At 74.0% G+C, this 21,065-nt stretch carries 18 protein-coding genes and 2 pseudogenes; 12 read left to right on the forward strand and 8 right to left on the reverse strand.

Annotated features, from left to right (window positions below; genetic code table 11):
• Positions 1 to 7 precede the first annotated feature (7 nt).
• Entirely contained in the window at positions 8 to 1,927 is a 1,920-nt protein-coding gene (locus ACIBNE_RS03940) for an AAA family ATPase (RefSeq protein WP_399269184.1), read from the reverse strand.
• Between the two features lie 150 nt (positions 1,928 to 2,077).
• On the opposite strand from ACIBNE_RS03940, the gene argG reads away from it, so the two are divergent.
• The gene (gene argG / locus ACIBNE_RS03945; RefSeq protein ID WP_399269186.1) at positions 2,078 to 3,532 is read left to right on the forward strand and encodes an argininosuccinate synthase; all 1,455 of its coding nucleotides are present in this window, start codon (positions 2,078 to 2,080) and stop codon (positions 3,530 to 3,532) included.
• Positions 3,533 to 3,631: 99 nt separating this feature from the next.
• Here the strand turns inward: argG and ACIBNE_RS03950 are convergent, their stop codons facing one another.
• Both ACIBNE_RS03950 and ACIBNE_RS03955 read right to left on the reverse strand, forming a co-directional pair.
• A complete protein-coding gene (locus ACIBNE_RS03950) occupies positions 3,632 to 4,054 on the reverse strand; it encodes an SsgA family sporulation/cell division regulator (RefSeq protein ID WP_399269188.1) in 423 nt (140 codons plus the stop codon).
• Between the two features lie 57 nt (positions 4,055 to 4,111).
• Positions 4,112 to 4,489 (reverse strand): VOC family protein, encoded by a 378-nt coding sequence (locus tag ACIBNE_RS03955; protein WP_399269190.1) that lies wholly within the window; start codon positions 4,487 to 4,489, stop codon positions 4,112 to 4,114.
• Positions 4,490 to 4,826: 337 nt separating this feature from the next.
• Between ACIBNE_RS03955 and ACIBNE_RS03960 the strand changes: the two genes are divergently transcribed.
• Positions 4,827 to 5,285 carry a GNAT family N-acetyltransferase gene (locus ACIBNE_RS03960; RefSeq protein WP_399270066.1) on the forward strand — a complete coding sequence of 153 codons (459 nt, stop codon included), beginning with the start codon at positions 4,827 to 4,829 and terminating at the stop codon, positions 5,283 to 5,285.
• 501 nt (positions 5,286 to 5,786) lie between these two features.
• On the opposite strand, the pseudogene ACIBNE_RS03965 reads toward ACIBNE_RS03960, so the two are convergent.
• A pseudogene (locus tag ACIBNE_RS03965) lies at positions 5,787 to 6,611 on the reverse strand (inositol monophosphatase family protein); the annotation flags it as partial.
• Between the two features lie 52 nt (positions 6,612 to 6,663).
• On the opposite strand from ACIBNE_RS03965, the gene ACIBNE_RS03970 reads away from it, so the two are divergent.
• On the forward strand, positions 6,664 to 7,893 hold the full coding sequence (locus ACIBNE_RS03970; protein ID WP_399269192.1) for a cytochrome P450: 1,230 nt from the start codon (positions 6,664 to 6,666) through the stop codon (positions 7,891 to 7,893).
• Between the two features lie 98 nt (positions 7,894 to 7,991).
• Here the strand turns inward: ACIBNE_RS03970 and ACIBNE_RS03975 are convergent, their stop codons facing one another.
• Positions 7,992 to 9,182, reverse strand: a complete 1,191-nt coding sequence (locus ACIBNE_RS03975; protein WP_399269194.1) for a cytochrome P450 — start codon at positions 9,180 to 9,182, stop codon at positions 7,992 to 7,994.
• Positions 9,183 to 9,257: 75 nt separating this feature from the next.
• On the opposite strand from ACIBNE_RS03975, the gene ACIBNE_RS03980 reads away from it, so the two are divergent.
• Positions 9,258 to 9,824 (forward strand): DUF4291 domain-containing protein, encoded by a 567-nt coding sequence (locus tag ACIBNE_RS03980; protein WP_399269196.1) that lies wholly within the window; start codon positions 9,258 to 9,260, stop codon positions 9,822 to 9,824.
• Positions 9,825 to 9,900: 76 nt separating this feature from the next.
• On the opposite strand, the gene ACIBNE_RS03985 is transcribed toward ACIBNE_RS03980, so the two are convergent.
• Positions 9,901 to 11,388, reverse strand: coding sequence for a SulP family inorganic anion transporter (locus ACIBNE_RS03985; RefSeq protein WP_399269198.1), 1,488 nt, complete (start codon positions 11,386 to 11,388; stop codon positions 9,901 to 9,903).
• Between the two features lie 217 nt (positions 11,389 to 11,605).
• On the opposite strand from ACIBNE_RS03985, the gene ACIBNE_RS03990 reads away from it, so the two are divergent.
• The 3 genes from ACIBNE_RS03990 (at position 11,606) to ACIBNE_RS04000 (ending at position 16,661) form a co-directional block, all read left to right on the forward strand.
• Positions 11,606 to 12,040: a MerR family transcriptional regulator gene (locus ACIBNE_RS03990; RefSeq protein WP_399270068.1), complete on the forward strand. Its 435-nt coding sequence runs from the start codon at positions 11,606 to 11,608 to the stop codon at positions 12,038 to 12,040.
• Positions 12,037 to 12,957, forward strand: coding sequence for an aminoglycoside phosphotransferase family protein (locus ACIBNE_RS03995; protein ID WP_399269200.1), 921 nt, complete (start codon positions 12,037 to 12,039; stop codon positions 12,955 to 12,957). The genes ACIBNE_RS03990 and ACIBNE_RS03995 overlap by 4 nt, the downstream gene beginning before the upstream one ends.
• A 200-nt stretch (positions 12,958 to 13,157) precedes the next feature.
• On the forward strand, positions 13,158 to 16,661 hold the full coding sequence (locus ACIBNE_RS04000; RefSeq protein WP_399269202.1) for a S8 family peptidase: 3,504 nt from the start codon (positions 13,158 to 13,160) through the stop codon (positions 16,659 to 16,661).
• Between the two features lie 101 nt (positions 16,662 to 16,762).
• Here the strand turns inward: ACIBNE_RS04000 and ACIBNE_RS04005 are convergent, their stop codons facing one another.
• Positions 16,763 to 17,050: an I78 family peptidase inhibitor gene (locus tag ACIBNE_RS04005; protein ID WP_399269204.1), complete on the reverse strand. Its 288-nt coding sequence runs from the start codon at positions 17,048 to 17,050 to the stop codon at positions 16,763 to 16,765.
• Positions 17,051 to 17,186: 136 nt separating this feature from the next.
• Positions 17,187 to 17,948, reverse strand: coding sequence for a class I SAM-dependent methyltransferase (locus tag ACIBNE_RS04010; RefSeq protein WP_399269206.1), 762 nt, complete (start codon positions 17,946 to 17,948; stop codon positions 17,187 to 17,189).
• A gap of 129 nt (positions 17,949 to 18,077) precedes the next feature.
• Here ACIBNE_RS04010 and ACIBNE_RS04015 point away from each other — a divergent pair, with 129 nt between their 5' ends.
• From ACIBNE_RS04015 to ACIBNE_RS04035, 5 genes and pseudogenes are all read left to right on the forward strand, one after another.
• A complete protein-coding gene (locus tag ACIBNE_RS04015) occupies positions 18,078 to 18,488 on the forward strand; it encodes a VOC family protein (RefSeq protein ID WP_399269208.1) in 411 nt (136 codons plus the stop codon).
• 179 nt (positions 18,489 to 18,667) lie between these two features.
• A pseudogene (locus ACIBNE_RS04020) lies at positions 18,668 to 18,817 on the forward strand (helix-turn-helix domain-containing protein); the annotation flags it as partial.
• A 144-nt stretch (positions 18,818 to 18,961) separates the two neighbouring features.
• A complete protein-coding gene (locus ACIBNE_RS04025; protein WP_399270070.1) occupies positions 18,962 to 19,603 on the forward strand; it encodes a VOC family protein in 642 nt (213 codons plus the stop codon).
• A 195-nt stretch (positions 19,604 to 19,798) separates the two neighbouring features.
• Positions 19,799 to 20,251, forward strand: coding sequence for a pyridoxamine 5'-phosphate oxidase family protein (locus tag ACIBNE_RS04030; protein WP_399269210.1), 453 nt, complete (start codon positions 19,799 to 19,801; stop codon positions 20,249 to 20,251).
• A gap of 63 nt (positions 20,252 to 20,314) precedes the next feature.
• A complete protein-coding gene (locus ACIBNE_RS04035; protein ID WP_399269212.1) occupies positions 20,315 to 20,986 on the forward strand; it encodes a GntR family transcriptional regulator in 672 nt (223 codons plus the stop codon).
• Positions 20,987 to 21,065: the final 79 nt, after the last annotated feature.

Raw genomic sequence — 21,065 nt, forward strand, 5'->3', positions numbered from 1 at the left:
CGTTCCTTCAGGCGTCCCCGCTCCCGGCCTTCGCGAGGAGCTTGCGCCAGCACGCGGGGCAGCCGCACTCCCAGGGGAACGTTTCGTCGGTGTGGGTGACGGCCGGATCCGGGGGGTGCGCGGCGACGAACTCCTCGACCGCCCCGCGGGCCGCGGGGGCGAAGGCGTTCTTCCACGGCGGGGCGGCGAGTTTGTGCAGGGTGTGGCGGATCTCGTACAGGATCCTGCGGTGGAGGCGGAGGTTGTCCGCTTCACGGGCCAGGGGCACGGCGGCCAGCAGCGTGTGGACCGCCCCGTTGAGCCGCCCCGCCCTGCGGTGCCCGTGGCCGAGGTGGAAGAGCGCGCGAGCGGCGAGGCCGGGGGTGATCCGACCGCTGTCCGCGAGGCCGCGCACGGTCCCGGTGACGGTGTGGAGGTCGTCGAGGAGGTGTTCCCAGCTGAGGTAGTCGGCGAGCAGTGCGGCGAGCACCGCGGACACCGCCGGGTTCCCGAGGGGCGGGGCGGCGGTGATGGTGTTGATCAGGTTGAGGCGTTCGGCCGCGAACCACTCCTCGGCCAGGCGGGCGTGGGCGAAGCGGGCGGACACCGGGCGGGGCGGCGGGCGCGTCGCCCCGATCATGACGGTGCGCGCGTCCCGGGAGACGGCCCCGTAGTACTGGTGGAGCCGTGCCAGGGCCGCGCGCCGGTGGGAGCCCTCGTCGAGGGCGCGGCCCTGCTCCACGGCGTACAGGTGCACCAGGTCGTGCAGGCGCCAACGGCCCCAGACGGGGCCGGGTTCGACCAGGTGGGTGCGGGCGAGGTCCTGGAGCAGGGTCTCGGCCTCGGGCGCGGTGACGTCCGCCAGCCGGGCGGCGGCCTCGGTGGAGACGTCGGGGCCGGGGTTGAGCGGCAGCAGCCGGAACAGCCTGGCGTGGTCCGCGCCCAGGCGCCGGTAGGACAGGTCGAAGGCGGCCCGTACCGTGCGGTCCCGGCGGCTGAGCCGGTCCAGCCGGGAGTGCTCGGCGGCCAGCGCCCCGGCCAGGGAGGCCAGTGGCCGCGCGGGGCTGTCGGCCAGCAGCGCGGCGGTGATCCGCAGGGCGAGCGGCAGGCCTGCGCAGAGCCGGGCGACGGCGGCGGCGTCGCCCGGAGCGTCCGACACCCGCGTGTCGTCGGGTCCCCGCGCCTCGCGGAGCGCCCGGTCCAGCAGGTCGACGGCGGCGTCCTCGGCGAGGCCGTCCAGGTCGTACAGCCGGGCACCCACGTCCAGGGTGTCGCGGGAGGTGACCAGGGTGGCGGTGGCGCCGTCGGTGGGGAGCAGCGGCCGCACCTGGCCCTCGTCCGACGCGTTGTCGATCACGAGCAGGACGCGACGGCCGTCCGCCGCGAGGGCGGACAGGACGCTGCGGAACAGCAGGGAGCGCCCCTGGAGGTCGGGCGGTACGTCCTCGTGGTGGGTGCCCAGGGCGCGCAGCAGGCGGTCGAGGGCCTGCTCGGGGGCGAGCGGGTGCTCGGGGTCGTAGCCGAGCATGTCGACGTAGAGGACCCCGCCGGGGAACCAGCCGTCCTGGCGCAGCGCGCGCGTGGCGGTCTGCACGGCCAGTTCCGTCTTGCCGATCCCGCCGAGCCCGGCGACCGCCGAGACCAGGACGGGGCGGTGCGGTGCGCCGGGCGCCAGGGCCGAGAGGAGGGCGGCGACCTCCGCGTCCCGGCCGGTGAAGGTTCCGCAGGCAGGCGGGAGGCCCGAGAGCGCGGTGGGCGACGGCCGGGGCAGCCGTACGGTGATGTCCCCCGCCTGGATCACCGGCCCGTGGACGACCCCGTCGGTGATCGTGTTGTGGACCGTGCCGTGCGCCCGCTGGTCCGTGCCGTGCCCCTGCCGGTCCGTGCCGTCGTGGATCCCGCCCCGCGTCCGTGGGCCCGAGTGCTCCGGGCCCCGCTCGTCCGTCACCGTCACCCCCGTGGTCCGCCGCCGTCTGTCAGGCATCACGGTGGCACGGATGGGGCGGCCGACGGGCGCGCGGCCGCCGGATGAGACCTGCGTCGCGCACCTCCACCGAGCGGTATTGCATAACAATGCGAGCTGATGCATACTCTCCCTATGTCTAAGGTCCTCACCTCCCTTCCCGCCGGCGAGCGCGTCGGCATCGCCTTCTCCGGCGGTCTCGACACGTCGGTCGCCGTCGCGTGGATGCGCGACAAGGGCGCCGTCCCGTGCACCTACACGGCCGACATCGGCCAGTACGACGAGCCGAACATCGGCTCCGTCCCCGGCCGTGCGAAGACCTACGGCGCCGAGATCGCCCGTCTGGTCGACTGCCGCGCCGCGCTCGTCGAGGAGGGTCTGGCCGCGCTGACCTGCGGTGCCTTCCACATCCGCACCGGCGGGCGCGCCTACTTCAACACCACGCCGCTCGGCCGCGCCGTCACCGGCACGCTCCTGGTCCGGGCGATGCTGGAGGACGACGTCCAGATCTGGGGCGACGGCTCGACCTTCAAGGGCAACGACATCGAGCGGTTCTACCGCTACGGCCTGCTCGCCAACCCGCACCTGCGGATCTACAAGCCGTGGCTCGACGCGGACTTCGTGACCGAGCTCGGCGGCCGCAAGGAGATGTCGGAGTGGCTGGTCGCCCACGACCTGCCCTACCGGGACAGCACGGAGAAGGCGTACTCCACCGACGCCAACATCTGGGGCGCCACCCACGAGGCCAAGACGCTGGAGCACCTGGACACCGGCGTGGAGACCGTCGAGCCCATCATGGGCGTGCGGTTCTGGGACCCCTCGGTCGAGATCGAGGCCGAGGACGTCACGATCGGCTTCGAGCAGGGCCGTCCCGTCACGATCAACGGCAAGGAGTTCGGCTCGGCCGTCGACCTGGTCATGGAGGCCAACGCCATCGGCGGCCGCCACGGCATGGGCATGTCGGACCAGATCGAGAACCGGATCATCGAGGCCAAGAGCCGCGGCATCTACGAGGCCCCCGGCATGGCGCTGCTGCACGCGGCGTACGAGCGGCTCGTCAACGCGATCCACAACGAGGACACCCTCGCCCAGTACCACAACGAGGGACGGCGCCTGGGCCGCCTCATGTACGAGGGCCGCTGGCTGGACCCGCAGGCGCTGATGGTGCGGGAGTCGCTGCAGCGCTGGGTCGGCGCGGCCGTCACCGGCGAGGTCACGCTGCGGCTGCGGCGCGGCGAGGACTACTCGATCCTCGACACCACGGGCCCGGCGTTCAGCTACCACCCGGACAAGCTCTCCATGGAGCGCACCGAGGACTCGGCGTTCGGCCCGGTGGACCGGATCGGCCAGCTCACCATGCGCAACCTCGACATCGCCGACTCGCGCGCCAAGCTGGAGCAGTACGCCGGGATCGGTCTGATCGGCACCATCAACCCCGCCATCGGCGCGGCCCAGGCGGCCGCGACGGGTCTGATCGGCACCATGCCGGAGCTGCCGGAGGGCGGCGCCGAGGTCATCGCGTCCCGGGGCGGCTGCTGTCCTGACGACGAGCTGCTGGACCGCGCCGCGATGGAGTTCGGCACGGACTGACCGGCAGTACCGCGCGGCGATCGTGCGGTACGGGAAGGCCGGACCGGCGTGTGGAGCGCCGGTCCGGCCTTCCGGCCCGTTCCGGCGCGCCCGTCCCGGTCAGCACTCCGTGAGCAGCGCCTCGACCAGCGCGTCCAGGTCCAGCGCGCCGGGCTCCTCACCGGCGGGCAGCAGGCTGTACGTGCCCGAGAGGAACGCCTCCAGCGCGGCCGACGCCACTTCGACCCGGGCGTGCCCCTCCTCCGTCGCCAGTGAGACGAGCACGTGCCGGTCGGCCGTCGGCCTGACCTCCACATCGCCCTCGCCCACGCGCTCGTGCCGCCCCGAGGCGAGCAGCTCCCTGGCGAAGACCCATGAGGTCGGCGGCTCTTCGGGCTCGACGGGCGGGAAGAGCAGCGTGACCGCGAACGGATCGCGGGTGGTGTAGGCGAGGGTCAGCTCGGCCTCCAGTACCAGGTCGATCTCGCTGACGTGCAGCCGGAACGGTATCGCGGTGCTGAGGTCGGTGTGGTTGGTGTGCATGGGAGCCCGCGTTCCCCGCCGACGGGAGCCCAAGCCGGGCGAACGGTGAAGATTCCGCTACCGGTCCGCGGAGAGCGAGAAGGGGTGCCCTGCGGGGTCGGTGTACGTACGGGTGTCGTGCGCGCCGCCTTCCCTCGCCTCGACCGGGCGGGCGCCGAGGCCGACCGCCTCGCGTTCGGCCTCGTCCATGTCCTTCGCGGGCACGAGGATCCTCAGGTGGGACTGGAGCGACGCCTCGGGGCGCGGCCAGCTCGACGGCGCGTGGCCGTGGTCGCGGTGGACGGCGAGGCGGACGCCGTCGTGGCCGACGACCTCCACGAAGTCCGGGTCCCGGCCGAGGCGGGTGGTGGCGCCGAGCAGCTCGGCGTAGAACTTCGCGAGTGGCTCGGGCTCGGCGCAGTCCAGTTCGAGCACGGCCGTCTTGTGTACCGTCACGAGGGGCTCTCCTCTTCTTCGCGGCGGCGGCCCGGACGGCCCGGGGGCCGCCGCGACCGGCACCCGGGTACCCCGCCGGGCCCCCGCCAACCCACCTCTTCGCACAGCCGGCGCGGAGCTTCACCGGGTGGGCACGGAACGGCCCGACGCGCCGGTTATGGTCAGTGCCATGCCAAACCCAAGTGCCACGCCGAACCCGCGCGTCACACCGGACCCAAGGGCCGTGTCGAACCCCGGCGCCGTGTCGGATTCCAGCGCCGTGTCGGATCCCGGCGCCGCGCCGAACCCCAACACCTCGTCGGGCCCGTCGGAGTACGTGCTCGTGCCCGCGCTCACGCTGCGCCCCGCGACGCGCGCCGACCTGCCCGCCGTACTCGCCCTGCTCGCCGACGAGGACCGGGTGGTGGACCCGGCGACGGTCACGGTCGACGAGGCGTACGAGCGGGCCTTCGCGGAGATCGTGGCGGACCCGCGCAACGAGGTCCTGGTCCTGGCCGAGGGCGTGGGCGGCCGGGGCGACAGCACCGGGGTGGTGGGCTGCCTCCAGGTGACGTACATCCCCGGGCTCGGCCGGGGCGGGACCGAGCGGGCACTGATCGAGGCGGTCCGCATCCGCGTGGACCGGCGGGGCGGCGGCCTGGGCCGGATCCTGCTGGGGCGCACGATCGAACGGGCGCGCGGACGCGGCTGCCGACTGGTCCAACTGACCAGCGCCAAGCGCCGCGAGGCCGCGCACCGGTTCTACGCGGGGCTGGGCTTCGTGCCCAGCCACGACGGGTTCAAGCTGACTCTCTGAGCGCCCGCCGCCCCGAGCGCCCGCCCTTCCCCGGTGCCCGCGTCCGACTCACGGAAGCCAGCGTTTCAGCGCGTCGACCGTCGTCTCCGGCGAGGAGTTGAAGGCCAGCCGGATGCCGGGTGCGGCCTCTGTGAGGACGTTGACCAGCCGCTCGAACAGCAGGGTGCTCTCGGGCAGCATCCGTACGCCGCCGCCGATCATCGCCAGGCCGAAGGCGTGCTGCCGGAGCTGGTCCCGCACGGCCTCCTCGGCGAGGTCGGGGGACGTGCCGATCAGACAGGGGACGACGTCGAAGCCCGATTCGCGCAGCACCGCGTTGGCGGCCGTGACGCGGGCGGTGAACACCTCCTCGTCGACGCCCTCCGGCATCTTGCTGTAGTCGAGCGTGCTCGGGTGCAGCCCGATGGACAGCACCTTGGTGCCGGAGGGGAGCGGGGCCGGGGCCGCGGGGCCGGTGGGCGCGCCGGACGCGGACCGTGCCGGGTGCTGTGACGCGGACCGGTCGCGGACCATCGACAGCAGCGCTTCGTGCGTCCCGGCGTCCGCCGCCACCAGGAGCCCGCGCGTCGTCTCCCCGAGCGGTGCGCCGTCGATCCCGGTGACCACGCAACCGGCGGCGCGGCACAGCGCGATGCCCGCCGCGAAGTGCACGCTCCGCGAGAGGTCGCCGCCGTCCGTGACGTACGCGGCGCGCCTGCCCGCCGCGACCCAGGCCAGCGCCAGCGTCGAGGAGACGACGCGCGGCCGGAAGCGCTCGACGAACCCGGGGTGCGCCAGGAGGTCCACCGCCCGGAAGTCCGGCGCGCTCGGGAAGGGCGGATCCAGGTTCACGTCCACCAGACCCGTGGCGGCCGTGGGCTCCAGCGGCGTCCTGGTCCCCTCCCGGTCCACCCAGGCGCGTACGCCGTCCGTGCCGAACACCTCGTCGGCGAACGGGTCGGCCACCGCCGAAGCCCCGTCGCGCAGCGCCACGTTGACGGCGACCGCCATGTTTCCCGCGGCGTAGTTCAAGGTGCCGCACAGCGGATCCACCAGCCACTGCCGGGCCGCGCCCGCCTCGCCCCGCTGCCCGCCCTCCTCGCCGAGGACCGCGTCGTCCGGGCGCGCGGCGCGCACGACGCCGAGGACGGCCTCCTCGGCCGCCACGTCGGCGGCGGTGGCGAAGTCCCCGCCGCCCTTGTCGACGCGGGAGAGCCGCTGCCCGTAGAGCGACCTGACGACGTCGGCGCCGGTACGGGCCGCGGCGACCGCGACCCCTGCGTCGTCGGGGAGTTGGGGATTCTCTGCACTCGTGGCACTCGCGTTCGAATCGATCACGGTGTGCAGCGTAACCGGACGCGGCGTCGCACGGGCAAGGAGCGTGGGCTAGCGTCCGGGAATGGACACCGAACTCGTGGATCCCGCACCCTTCGACCCGTGGTCGCCCCGCTTCGTGGCCGATCCGTACCCCGTCTACGCGGAGTTGCGGGCCAGGGGCCGGGTCCACTGGTTCGAGCCGACGCGGCAGTGGCTCGTGCCGCACCACGCCGACGTGTCGGCGCTCCTGCGCGACCGGCGGCTGGGGCGCGCGTACCGGCACAGGTTCACGCACGAGGAGTTCGGGCGGACCGCGCCGCCGCCGGAGCACGAGCCGTTCCACGTCCTCAACGACCACGGGATGCTGGACCTTGAGCCGCCCGACCACACCCGCATCCGCCGTCTCGTCTCGAAGGCGTTCACCCCGCGCACCGTCGAACGACTCCGGCCCTACGTCCACCGGTTGGCGGGCGAGCTGGTGGACGGCCTGGTCGCGGACGGCGGCGGCGACCTGCTGACGGCGCTCGCCGAGCCGCTGCCCGTCGCGGTCATCGCCCAGATGCTGGGCGTCCCGGAGTCCGAACGGGCGCCGCTGCGGCCCTGGTCGGCCGCCATCTGCGGCATGTACGAGCTGAACCCGTCGCGCGAGACCGCGCAGCGGGCCGTACGGGCGTCGCTGGAGTTCAGCGAGTACCTGCGCGGGCTCGTCGCGGCGCGCAGGAAGGCGCCGGGCGACGACCTGATCTCGGGGCTCATCGCGGCGCACGACGGCGGGGACGCGCTCACCGAGCAGGAGCTGGTCTCCACGTGCGTGCTGCTGCTGAACGCGGGGCACGAGGCGACGGTGAACGCGACCGTGAACGGCTGGCACGCGCTGTTCGCGCACCCGGACCAACTCGCCGCTCTGCGCGCCGATCCGCAGGGCCTGCTGCCCACGGCGGTGGACGAGCTGCTGCGCTACGACACCCCGCTCCAGCTCTTCGAGCGCTGGGTGCTCGACGACATCGAGATCGCGGGCGTGCGCGTTCCGCGCGGCGCGGAGGTGGCGCTGCTGTTCGGCTCGGCCAACAGGGACGGCGCGGTGTTCGCCGAGCCCGACCGGCTCGACCTGACCAGGCGCGAAAACCCGCACATCTCGTTCGGCGCGGGCGTCCACTACTGCATCGGAGCCGCCCTGGCCCGGCTGGAACTGACCGCCTCGATGGGCGAGTTGCTGCGCCGGGCGCCTGGGCTGCGGCCGGTGGGGGAGGCGGCACGGCGGCCGAACTTCGTGATGCGCGGCTGGGAGGGTCTTGAAGTGGAGGTCGGCTAGCGCCTGCCCCCTCGGCTGGCGCCCGCCCCCCTCGGCTGGTGTCCGCCCCTCGGTCGGCGCCCGCCTCCGCCCCCTCCTCCCAGCCGGGTCCTACGCGTTCACCACCGGACCGGCAGCGCCCGCAGTCCGCGCGCCCTGATCGAGGGCCGCCACTGGAGGGCGTCCTCGGGCTCCGCGAGGCGCAGTTCGGGGAAGCGCGCGAGCAGCGTCCCGAGTGCGATGGCTGTCTCGACCCGCGCCAGCGGCGCCCCCAGGCAGTAGTGGATCCCGCGTCCCAGGGCCAGATGGGCCGAGGCGTCCCTGGCCAGGTCGAGGCGGTCGGGGTCGGGGAAGCGGCGCGGGTCGCGGTTGGCGGCGCCGATGCCGAGCAGGACGGTCTCGCCCGCGGGCACCGTGACGCCGTGGAGCGTGACGTCCTGGCGCGGGAAGCGGCGGATGGCGAAGAGCACGGAGCCGTTGTGGCGGGCCAGTTCCTCGACGGCCTGGGGGAGCAGGCCGGGGTTCGCGCGCAGGGCGGCGAGCTGCTCGGGGTGCGTGAGGAGGTTGTGGACGGAGTTCCCGATGAGGTGGACGGTGTTCTCGAAGCCCGCCAGGAACAGCAGGAACGCGAAGGAGAGCAGCTCGTCCTCGCTGAGCGCGTCGCCCTCGTCCCGCGCCGCGATCAGGTCGCACAGCAGGTCGTCGGTGGGCGTGGCGCGCTTGTCCGAGATCAGCCGGACGAGGAACGCGTGGATCTCGGTCACCGCCTCCGTCACGAGGTGCGGCCGGGCCGGGTCGGGGGCGATGAGCGCGTCGGCCCAGCCCCGGAAGTTCTTCCGGTCCTCCTCGGGCACCCCGAGGAGGTCGCAGATGACGATGATCGGCAGCGGCAGCGCGTACGCGGTGATCAGGTCGGCGCCGCCGGCATCGGCGACGGCGTCCAGGAGTTGGTGTGCCGAGCGCTCGACGCGGGGCCGCAACTGCTCGATCCTGCGCGGCGTGAACGCCTTGGACGCCAGGCGCCTGATGCGGGTGTGGTCCGGCGCGTCGATGTGCAGGAGGTGCCGGTCGAGCGCGGTCGGCACGGGGATGCCGTGGTAGCCGCCGGGGGCGGCGTGCTGCCTGTCGTGGGCGTACCGGGGGTCGCCGAGGGCGTCGCGCACGTCGTCGTACCGGGTGAAGAGCCACGCCGGTCTGCCGTCGGGCCCGGGGATGCGCTGGACCGGGGCGTGCTCGCGGAGCTGTTCGTACACCGGGTACGGCGACGCGATCAGTTCGTCGCGACCGGGTGCGGAGGGCGGGTTGGTCATGCCTCCACCCTGCCCCACGCGGGGCGCGGATATTGGTTCGCGGGCGCGGCGGACCCGGTGGCAGGGTGGCGTGCCATGTCCTCCCAGTACCGGATCCGTGCCGACCACGACGCCCGTACGATCGTCGTCTACCAGGCGTACGCGCCCGTCATCGCGGACGCGGCACTGGCCGCCGGCCGGTTCGTCGCGCCGTTCTCGTTCCACCGCATGACGTGGATCAAGCCGTCGTACCTGTGGCTGATGCACCGCAGCAACTGGGCCCGCAAGCCGGGTCAGGAGCGCGTCCTGGCGGTGCGGATCACACGGGAGGGCTGGGAGGAGGCGCTGTCCCGCGCGGTGTTGACGACCGGGGACCCGGCGGCGCTGGCGCGGGCCGACGTGCACGTCCAGTGGGACCCGGAGCGCTCCGCGCGCGGAGCCGCGCTGAACCACTACAGCATCCAGGTCGGCATCGGCCGCCGACTGATCCGTACGTTCACCGACGAGTGGATCACCGGTCTCACCGACGTCACGCCCCAGGTCCACAGAGCGGCGGCGCTGATGCGGACGGGAGGCGCCGCCAAGGCCCAGCGGCTGCTGCCCCCGGAGCGGCCCTATCCGCTGCCGCGAGCGCTGGAGGAAGCGCTGACACCGGGCGGGTGAGGAACGGGCGGGTGAGGATCGGCCGGGTGCGGGCCGGGCGGGTGCGGGCGGGTGCGGGCCGGGCGGGTCCGCCGCCTCAGTCGCGTGCGCTGAGCCTGTCGCGCAGTGCCGAACTGGGGTCGTTGAGACCGACGATCTCAACGGTCTTGCCGCGCTGCCGGTACTTGCTCTCGACGGCGTCCAGCGTCGCGACGGACGACGCGTCCCAGATGTGCGTCGCCGACAGGTCGATGACCACCTTCTCCGGGTCGCCCGCGTAGTCGAACCGGCCGATGAGGTCGTTCGACGAGGCGAAGAACAGCTCTCCGGTGACCCGGTAGACCACCGACGTGCCGTCGGGTCCCGGCGCGGCCGTCACGTCCGCGAAGTGCGCCACGCGCCTGGCGAAGACGACCATCGCCGCGACGCAGCCGACCACGACCCCGATGGCGAGGTTGTGCGTCGCCACGACGACCACCACGGTGATCACCATGACCGTGGTCTCCCCGACCGGCATCCGCTTGAGCGTCTTCGGCGCGACGGCGTGCCAGTCGAAGGTCGTGAACGACACCACGAGCATCACGGCCACCAGCGCGGCCATCGGGATCTCGGACACCAGCGGCCCGAACACGATGCACAGGACCATCAGGAAGGCCCCGGCCAGGAACGTCGACAGCCGCGTCCTGGCCCCCGACACCTTCACGTTGACCATCGTCTGACCGATCATGGCGCAGCCGCCCATGCCGCCGAAGAACCCGGTCACCACGTTGGCGATGCCCTGGCCGACCGACTCCCGGGTCTTGTCGGAGCGGGTGTCGGTGATGTCGTCGACGAGCTTCGCCGTCATCAGCGACTCCATCAGCCCCACCAGCGCCATCGCGAAGGCGTACGGGGCGATGATCCGCAGCGTGTCCAGGGTGAACGGCACGTCGGGCAGGCCCGGCACGGGCAGCGACGAGGGCAGCGCCCCCTTGTCGCCGACCGTCGGCACGGAGATCCCCGCCGTGACCGTGACCACGGTCAGGAGCACGATCGACACCAGCGGGGCGGGGACGGACGGGAGGACCCTCGGGAGCAGCATCAGGAGCGCGACGCCCGCTGCGACCAGCGGATACACCGCCCACGGCACGCTCCGGAGCTCCGGCACCTGCCCCACGACGACCAGGATGGACAGCGAGTTCACGAAGCCGACCATCACGCTGCGCGGGATGAACCGCATCAGCCGCGCCACCCCGAGCACCCCGAGGGCCACCTGTATGACACCGGCCAGGACGACGGCGGCGACCAGGTACCCCAGGCCGTGCTCGCGGTTGAGGGGCGCGATGACCAGGGCCACGGCGCCGGTCGCCGCCGAGATCATCGCCCTGCGGCCGCCGAACACAGCGACCGTGACCGCCATCGTGAACGAGGAGAACAGCCCGACCGCCGGATCGACCCCGGCGATCACGGAGAACGAGATCGCCTCGGGGATCAGGGCGAGCGCGACGACCAGCCCGGCCAGGACCTCGGTGCGCCAGACCCGGGGGTCGGACAGCCAGTCGGGCTTCAGGCCGCGCAGCCGCGCGGCGGAGACGGAAGGAGACAAGGGAGCGGAGACCTGTCGTGCTCGGGCACGCCCCGGTGGCAGGCGGGGGCGTACGGCAGATGGTGTGGGGCGCGCCTCCCGGGGCGGGGGCACCGCGCCGGGCGGGCGGGAACGCCGTCGGGCCCGACCGGGCAACTCTACCCTGACGTTAGGGTAGGTATCGAAGCGGTGCGGGAGTTACGAGAGGGCCGGGAACACGGGCGTGAACGAGAAGCACATGCAGATCGGCGAGGTCGCCGCGCGGACCGAGCTGTCCCTGCGCACCATCCGGCACTACGAGGAGACGGGCCTGGTCGCCCCCTCCGCCCGCTCCCAGGGCGGCTTCCGCCTCTACACCGAGACCGACGTCCAGCGGCTCATGGTGATCCGTCGCATGAAGCCGCTCGGGTTCACCCTGGAACAGATGCGCGACCTGCTCGACGCCACGGACCGCCTCGACGCGGCGGCCGGGAGAGGGGCGGCGGACGGGTCCCGGCTCGCCTCCGCCGAGCGCGAAGCGCTGCTGGAGCGCGTACGGACCTACGAGCGGGCCGCAGCCGAGCAGGTGGACCGGCTGCGCGTCCAGCTGGCCCGCGCGGAGGACTTCGCCGCGACGCTCCGTGCCCACGTCGGACAGGACGACTCCCACGTCGGACAGGACGGCGGGGCGTGACCGACACCGCGATCGACGGGGCACTGGTCCGCGCCCTGCTGCACGAACAGCACCCCGACCTGGCGGGGCTCGACCTGCGCGAGGTGGCCGGCGGCTGGGACAACAGGCTCTGGCGCCTGGGCGACGACCTGGCCGTACGCATGCCGCGCACGGAACGGGCGCCCGCGCTGCTGCGCAAGGAGTTCCGCTGGCTGCCCGCCCTCGCCCCGCGCCTCCCGCTGCCCGTCCCGACTCCCGTACGGATCGGTGAGCCGTCCGCCCTCTTCCCCGGCACCTGGACGGTCGCGGTCTGGGTCCCGGGCGAACCCGCCGACCGGGCCCCCGTCACCAGGGGCGAGCACGCGGCCGACGCCCTCGCGGGCTTCCTCGGAGCGCTCCACCGCGCGGCTCCCGACGGGGCTCCGGCCAATCCGGACCGGGGCGTCCCCCTGAGGGCGTTCGCGGACGGACCCGGCAGGCAGAGCGAGCTCCTCGAAGGCACCGGCCTCGCCGCCGGGGCCCGGAAGACCTGGGCCGATGCCGTCGCCGCGCCCGAGTGGCACGGACCGTCGCTGTGGCTCCACGGCGACCTGCACCCGGCGAACGCGGTCACCGCCGACGGCACCCTCGCGGGCGTCCTCGACTTCGGGGAGCTGTGCGCGGGCGACCCCGCCACGGACCTCTCCGCGGCCTGGCTGCTCCTGCCTGCGGGAGCGGCCGACCGCTTCTTCGCCGGGTACGCGGCGGCCACGGGCGCGGCCGTGGACCCGGCCACCGTCCGGCGCGCACGCGGCTGGGCGGTGCTGCGCGCGCTCGGGCTCATCGGCATCGGACTGGCCGGGGAACGCGGCCTGCCGGGCGGCAAGGTCACCTGGGGCCCGGCGGGCCGCGCGGCGCTGGAGCGGGCGCTCGCGGACCGGAGCGCGGGCGGGGCGTAGCCGGGCGCCCGGGAGCGCGGGCGCCGCCCCGGGAAACGGGTCGGCGGCGGCAGGGCGTCTTTGCGCCGCCCACCGTACGACTCAGGACGCATTCGCCCCGATCCGGGCGCGGTAGGAAACGCTCCGCTCCGTGTGGTTCGTCTGCCCAGTGGGACCTGTCGGTTCCCAGGTGTGCACAACGACCTCGTAGAGGAGCAGAGTTGCACCAGAGAAGCAGAGGACGCGGCGCGCTCGCCGCGGCGGCGGCGCTGGCGCTCGCCGCGGGCCCGGCGATCGCCTGGCCGGCGTACGGGGCGCCGGGCCCCGAAGGGACCGTCGTGCCGACCGCGGGGCGGGCGGGGCAGGCGGGGCCGGGCGGGGCGCCGGCGCACACGATCGGACTGCTCACCGGTGACGCGGTGAGCGTGGACGCACGGGGCAGGGTCGTCGGGATCGTCCGGGGCGAGGGCCGTGGACACATCCCCTTCCGCGTGGAGCGCGAGGGCGGTCGCACCCTCGTCGTCCCCGGGGACGCCCGGCAGTTGCTCAGGTCGGGCCGGGTCGACAGCAGGCTGTTCGACGTCGCGGAGCTGCTCGGGGCGCAGGAACAGACACGGCGACAGGCGCAGTGGCCGGGGCAGGAGCAGGGGCAGGCGCGGAGCGCGAAGACCGGTGGCGGGCTGCCGCTGATCGTGGCGTACGGGGCCGCCTCCGCACCCGCCACCGCCGCGCTCAAGAGCGAACTGCGGACGGACGGCGACGTCACCGTGCGCCACGCCTTCCCGAGCATCGGAGCCGAGGCGGTCACGGTCCCCGACGCGTCCGTCGGCGCCGTGTGGAGGGCCCTGACGAAGGCGCCCGCGACCGGCGACGCGGGGCGCTCGGCCGCCCCCGGGCTCGCCAGGGTCTGGCTCGACGGCGTCCGCAGGGCCAGCCTCGACAAGAGCGTCCCGCAGATCGGCGCCCCGGCCGCCTGGGCGAAGGGCTTCGACGGCAAGGGCGTGCGCGTCGCCGTACTCGACACGGGGGTCGAGGAGAACCACCCCGAGCTGAAGGGGCGCCAGGAGGCGGAGCGGAACTTCTCGTCGGCCGCCGACCTCCAGGACCGCAACGGCCACGGCACGCACGTGGCGTCGATCGTGGCCGGTACGGGCGAGGGCTCGAAGGGCACCTACAAGGGCGTCGCGCCCGGCGCCCGCATCCTCGACGGCAAGGTCCTGAACGACAACGGGGTCGGCTCCGACTCGGGGATACTCGCCGGGATCGAGTGGGCGGCCGAGCAGGGGGCCGACATCGTCAACCTCAGCCTGGGCGCCCCCGACACCCCGGACACCGACCCGCTCGAAGCGGTCATCGACCGGCTGTCCGCCGAACGCGGCATCCTCTTCGCGGTGTCCGCCGGAAACTCGGGCGCGCGGCAAGGCGCCATCGCTTCGCCCGGCAGCGCGGACGCCGCGCTCACCGTGGGCGCGGTCGACGGCGCCGACGCGATCGCGGACTTCTCCAGCCGGGGCCCGAGGGTCGGCGGCGGCACGCCGAAGCCCGATCTCACGGCGCCCGGCGTCGACATCACGGCGGCCTCCGCGGCGCCCGGCAGCGTGCTCGCCAGGGAGTTCGGCGAGGGCCCGCCCGGCTACCTCTCCATCTCTGGCACGTCGATGGCGGCCCCGCACGCCGCGGGCGCCGCGGCCCTGCTCAAGCAGCGGCACCCGACGTGGACGCGGCGGGAACTCAAGGCGGCGCTGATCGCGAGCGCGGAGCCCGGCAGGGCGGGCGCGTTCGCCGACGGCGGCGGCCGGGTCGACGTCGCCGCCGCGCTGACGCAGACGGTCGTCGCCGAGCCCACGGCGATCGGCTTCGCGACGCAGGCGTATCCGCACGACGACGACAGGCCCGAGACCAGGAAGCTCACGTACCGCAACCTGGGCACCGCCCCGGTCACCCTCGACCTGAGGGCGACCGGCACGGGCCCCGACGGCGGGCCCGCGCCCGTCGGCATGTTCGCCCTCTCCGCCGAGCGGGTCACCGTCCCCGCGGGCGGCACGGCCGCCGTCGAACTGACGGCGGACACCCGCCCCGGCGGCGCGGTGTTCGGCGCCCACAGCGCGCTCGTCACCGCGACCGGCGGCGGCCACACCGTGCGCACGGCCGCCGCGGTGGTGCGCGAGGCCGAGCTGTACGACCTGAAGGTCGACCACATCGGGGAGGACGGCAAGCCCGCGCCGGACTACTGGCCGGGCGTGTACCGGCTCGGCGGCACGGGCGCGAACCCGGGCACGGGCACGAACCCGGACACGGGCACGAACCCGGGCACGAACCCGGACCCGGGCACGGGCGCGCTCGCGGAGGCGGGAGGCGGCAACCGGGCGGCGTACGCCCCCGACGGCAGCTACACCGTGCGGGTGCCCAAGGGCCTCTACTTCGTCGAATCGCTGATCTTCTCGGCCGACCGGAGCGCCCACGTCGCCGCGCCGCACTTCGAGGTGAAGGGGGACACGTCGATCACCCTCGACGCGCGTACGGCGAGGCCGCTCGACATCACGGGCCCCGATCCGGCGGCGAAGACGGAGTTCGGCTCCACGACCGTGGAACTGGCCTTGCCTGACGGCGACGGATTCATGGTCAGCACGGGTGGCCCGAACCACGCCGACATCCGGTTCGCCCAGCTGGGCCCGGACTTCTCGTCCCCCGGCACGCTGTTCCAGGGGTTCGACGCGGTCGAGACCAACGGCGGCACGGAGTACCGCCACGCCTACGGCGGCGTGACCAAGCGCCTGGCGACCGGCTTCGTCCGGCGTGCCGAGCGGGGCGACTTCGCCGAGGTGAACGTCCGGCTCGGGGCCCAGCTGCCGGGGAAGGCCGGCGGCCTCCTGGCCCACGCCGACCTCGGTGGCGGCGTCCCCCTCGTCACCTTCGCCGACGCCCGTCCCCTGCCCGCCGCACCGAAGGTGTTCCTGACCGCGAACACCCCGTGGCGGCTGGAGGAGATCCAGCGGAACGGGGCCGACGAGCCCGTCGAACTCAGCCACCAGGCGCAGCGGTCGGTCCGCTACCGGGCGGGCGGGACCTACCGGCACGACCTGGGCATCGGGGTCTACGGCCCCGACGCGGGCGAGGGCTACGGGATCGCGCGCCGCGGCGACACGATCGTGCCCTGCACGGACCTGCTCCTCGACGGCGCGGGCAACCGGAGCCTGATGTGGGGCGATTCGGCGCCGGACCTCACCACCACGACCCTGACCAGGAACGGCGTCGCGGTCCCGCCGGACGGCGGACTCCTGAACTGCCTCACCGGCTTCAAGGTGCCCGCAGAGAAGGGGAAGTTCGAGCTGGCCGTGAAGACCTCGCGCACCGCGTCCGCCACCAGGCCCACCGAGGTCTCGGCCACCTGGGGCTTCACGTCGGGCAGTACCGCGTTCGAGTGGCTGCCCTTCTCCGTCGTCCGCTTCGAGCCGAAGCTCGCCCTCGACAGCACGGCCAAGGCCGGCGCCGTCGCCCGGATTCCGGTCGAGGTCAAGGGAACGGCGGCCGGGGGCAACCTCAAGTCGCTCCGGGTCCGCGTGAGTTACGACAACAGGACCTGGCTGCCCGCGCCCGTGGTGAAGGGCGCCGTGTACGTCGTCAACCCGAAGGCCGGGCGGGCGCTCTCGCTGCGCGCCGACCTCGTCGACAAGCGGGGCAACACGCTCAGCCAGACGATACGCAACGCCTACTGGGGCAAGTGACCCGGCCCGGGGGCCCGGTGGACCTCACGGTCCGCCGGGCCCCCGGTGCCGTACGTCCCGCCCGGCGTCGTACCGGCCGCCCGGCGTCCCGCGCGCCCGGGTCAGCCGCAGCTCGCGCGCTCGATGCGGTCGTGGTCGTCGAGCGCGATGTTGAGGCGGTCGTGGACGAGGTCGGTGGTCAGCATGTCCCCGACGTGGTACACGCGCTTGGGTGCGTACGAGGACGGGTGGTCGGCGTACGGCTCGCCCCGGAGCGCCTGGTACTTCGCGGCCTCGGCCTCGCACGCGCACTGCGTGGGCTCCTCGGCCGCGACGGCCGGGACGGTGGTGGTGAGGGCGCCGCACGCCGCGAGGGCGAGCGCGGCGAGGGCGACACGGGAACGCATCATTGCGGAGCACGAGCCTTTCGGTGATTTCACATGACTTCCGGCACTTCGGCCCATCATGCTTGCCCCCGGGCCGTCCCCGGCCGGACGACACCCCGGAGCGCTGCTCCATGCGGGTGTCCCCACGGACGCCCCGGGCTCAGAGCGGCTTGCGGGCCTCGATCAGGAACCGCGTCGTCCGTGCGACGAACGGCCCCTCGCGTTCGATGCGCCCGTGCAACTCCCGCAGCCGCTCCCGGTACTCGTCCACGGTGAAGCCCGGCACCATCCAGATCACCTTGCGCAGGAAGTAGATCACCGCGCCGACGTCGAAGAACTCGGTGCGCAGGGACTCCGCGCGCAGGTCGACGACGTCGAGACCGGCCTCGGTGGCGGCGCGCCGGGCGTCGTCGGGGTGCCGCGCGCGGCGCACTTCCTCCGGCTGCGGGCCCAGGAAGTACTCGACGAGCTCGAAGACGCTGGCCGGGCCGACCTGTTGGGAGAGGTAGGTGCCGCCGGGCCGGAGCACCCTGGCGATCTCCGCCCACCACACCGTCACCGGATGGCGGCTGGTCACGAGGTCGAACGCCGCGTCGCCGAACGGCAGCGGCGGCTCGTCGGGATCGGCGACCACCACGGTGCCCAGCGGGTGCAGCAGCCGCGTGGCCCTGGCGACGTTCGGCGGCCACGACTCCGTCGCCACGGTCAGCGGGGGCAGCTTCGGCGCCCCGGCCAGCACCTCGCCGCCGCCCGTCTGCACGTCCAGCGCGGCCGACGCCAGCGCCAGCCGCTCGCCCATCAGCCGCTGGTAGCCCCAGGAGGGGCGCTGCTCGGTGGCCCGCCCCGCCAGCCAGGAGAAGTCCCAGCCCGCGACCGGAACGGTCTCCGCCTCCGTGACCAGCTCTTCGAACGTGCGCGCCATGGAGCCATCCTCGCAGTTCGGCACGGAGAGCCGCGACCGGACGGCAGGGCGCAGGCGGCGACGGGGCAGGCGGCGACAGGTCAGGATTCGAGAAGCGCGGTCCGACGCGCGGGACCTAGCATGATCGTCATGGACATCACCATTCACACGAGCGCCCTTCCCCACGACGACCCGGACGCGTCGCTGGTGTTCTACCGGGACGTGCTCGGCTTCGAGGTCCGCAGCGACGTCGGCCAGGGCAGGATGCGCTGGATCACGGTCGGCCCCGTCGGCCAGCCCGGCACCTCCATCCTCCTCGCACCGCCCGCAGCCGACCCCGGCATCACCGAGGACGAGCGCCGCACCATCGCCGAGATGATGGCCAAGGGCACGTACGGATGGATCCTGCTGGCCACCCCGGACCTCGACGGCGTCTTCGAACGGGTCCAGGCCACCGAGGCGGAAGTCGTCCAGGAACCGACGCAGCAGCCGTACGGGGTCCGCGACTGCGCCTTCCGCGACCCGGCGGGGAACATGGTCCGCATCCAGGAAGTCCGCTGAACCGAGAGGCCGTTGAGCCGAGGAGGGGGAATTTCGTCATGTGCCGTCCCGGATGGGCGCGCGCCCGCGCCGAGGCCCAGCGCCTGAGCGACCTCGCAGGACTGCGCCGCGTCCGCGACCGGATCGACCGCGAGTACGCGCGACCGCTGGACGTGGAGGAACTCGCCCGGGGCGCGAACATGGCCCCCGGGCACCTCAGCCGAGCGTTCCGGCTCGCGTACGGCAAGTCGCCGTACGCCTACGTGACGGCGCGCCGCGTCGAACACGCCGCCGCGCTGCTGCGCAGCGGCGACCTCGGAACGGAGGAGGTCCGGCGCGCGGTCGGCTGCCCGACGCCGGGCATCTTCGTCACCCGCTTCACCGCCCTGACCGGCGCTCCGCCGCGTGCCCGCCAGGGCCTGTCCGGTACCGGCGACGACACCGATCAGTTTCGGAGAAGCGCTGGTCACCGGGGCCCAACTAGCGTGAGGGACATGGAGAACAACGCGTTCAACGCCCCCGCGACCATCACCCTCGACGTGGCCGACACCGCGGCCGCCCAGCGGTTCTACAGCACCGCCTTCGGGCTCGACGCCGCACAGCTGCGGCTGCGGGCCTCGCAGGAGCCGTCGACCGGCTTCCGCGGGTACACGCTGTCGCTCACGGTGGCCCAGCCCGCCGACGTGCACGCGCTCGTCGGCGCCGCGCTCGAAGCGGGCGCCACCTCGCTGAAGCCCGTCACCAAGTCCATGTGGGGCTACGGCGGTGTCGTACGGGCACCGGACGGGGCCATCTGGAAGATCGCCACCTCGGCGAAGAAGGACACCGGGCCCGCCACGCGCGCCATCGACTCGGTCGTCCTCCTGCTGGGCGTCGCGGACGTCGCCGCGAGCAGGCGGTTCTACACCGGGCAGGGCCTGAAGGTGGCGAAGACCTTCGGCCGCGTGTACACGGAGTTCGAGGCGGGGGACGGCCCCGTCAAGCTCGCGCTGTACCGGCGCCGCGCCCTCGCCAAGGACGCGGGCGTCCCGCCCGAGGGGACCGGGTCGCACCGGATCACGATCGGCGGCGCCGAGCCCTTCACCGACCCGGACGGGTTCGCCTGGGAGGCCGCGCCCCTGGCCGCCGCGGCCTGACGCGTCGTCCCGCGGAGTCCTCGCACGGAGTTCTCGCACGGAGATCTTCACGGAGCCCTTCCGCAGGGGAGGAGGGCTCCGCACGCCTGGGACACCGCACACGAGCAGAGCATCCGCACACGAGCAGAGCATCCGCACACGAGCAGAGCGTCAGCACACGAGCAGGGCGCCCGCACGACGAACCGGGGAGACAGCATGACGGACGCGCCGCCGCGCGGGATCGAGGAGCGACTGCGGGACACCCGCGCGAGGCTGGAGAACGACGTCGACCTCTGGGTCGCGACGTCGAGCGCCACCGAAGGCGCGCACCTCGTCCCGCTCTCCTACCTCTGGGACGGGACCACGATCCTCGTCTCGACGCCCCGCACCTCGATCACCGGCCGCAACCTGCTGGCGGACGGCCGGGTGCGCCTCAGCTTCGGGCCGACGCGCGACGTCGTCCTCGTGGACGGCACCGCGGAGCCGGTCGACGTGGGGCAACTGGGCGACGGCGCGGCCGCGTTCGCGGCCAGGACCGGCTTCGATCCGCGTGAACTCGGCGGGCGCTACCAGTACTTCCGGATCCGCCCGCGGCGCGTCCAGGCGTGGCGGGAGGCGAACGAGCTGACGGGCCGCGACCTCATGCGGGACGGCGAGTGGCTCGGCTGAGCCGCGCCGGGAACGTATCGTGACGGGGCACCCGCACCACAGGCCCGAGAGGCAGCAGCACACGTGACGGACACCCCCGGCCGGACGCCCCTGAGCGAGCGGGCGCGCGACGCGGTCCGCGAGCGCATCGCCACCGGCCGCTACCCGCAGGGCTCCCGGCTGATCGAGCGCGAGGTCGCCGAGGAACTGGCCATGTCCCGCGTGCCCGTGCGCGAGGCGCTGCGCGCGCTCGCGGCCGACGGCCTCCTGGAGATGCTGCCGCACAGCGGCGCGCGGGTGCGACGCCTGGCGCGCGCCGACGTGGAGCACCTGTACGAGGTGTGGGAACCCCTCGCCGTACAGGCGTCGCGGCTCGCGGCCGACCGGGTCGCGGCGTGCGCGCCGGACGAGCCCGAGGGCCTGTCGCGGCTGCGGGCCGCGCTCGCGCGCGCCGACGAGGCGGCCGCGCGGGGGGACGCGGAGGCGGAGGCGAGCGCCAACTCCGAGTTCCACGACGAGGTCGTGGCCCTCGGCGGCAATCCGCTCCTGGCACGCACGATGGACCAGCTCAACTGGCAGCTGCGGCTGCTGTTCGGGCTGAACGCCGAGCCGGCGCAGATGCGCGAGCAGCACCGCAGGATGTACGCCGACGTCGCGGCGGGCGACGCGGACACGGCGGGCGCGGCGACGCTGATCCACGTACGGGACAGCAGGGCGGCGGCGCTGCGGTCGCTGGCGGCCCGGCGGACCGACTAGCACCCGCGCCGCCGCCGGGACCCCGCCCCGCTCCACCGCCACGCGCCAGAGAACCGCCCGCCATGCGTGCGAGAGCCGC

The organism is Streptomyces sp. NPDC050504 (assembly GCF_044458065.1).
Classification (GTDB): Bacteria; Actinomycetota; Actinomycetes; order Streptomycetales; family Streptomycetaceae; genus Streptomyces.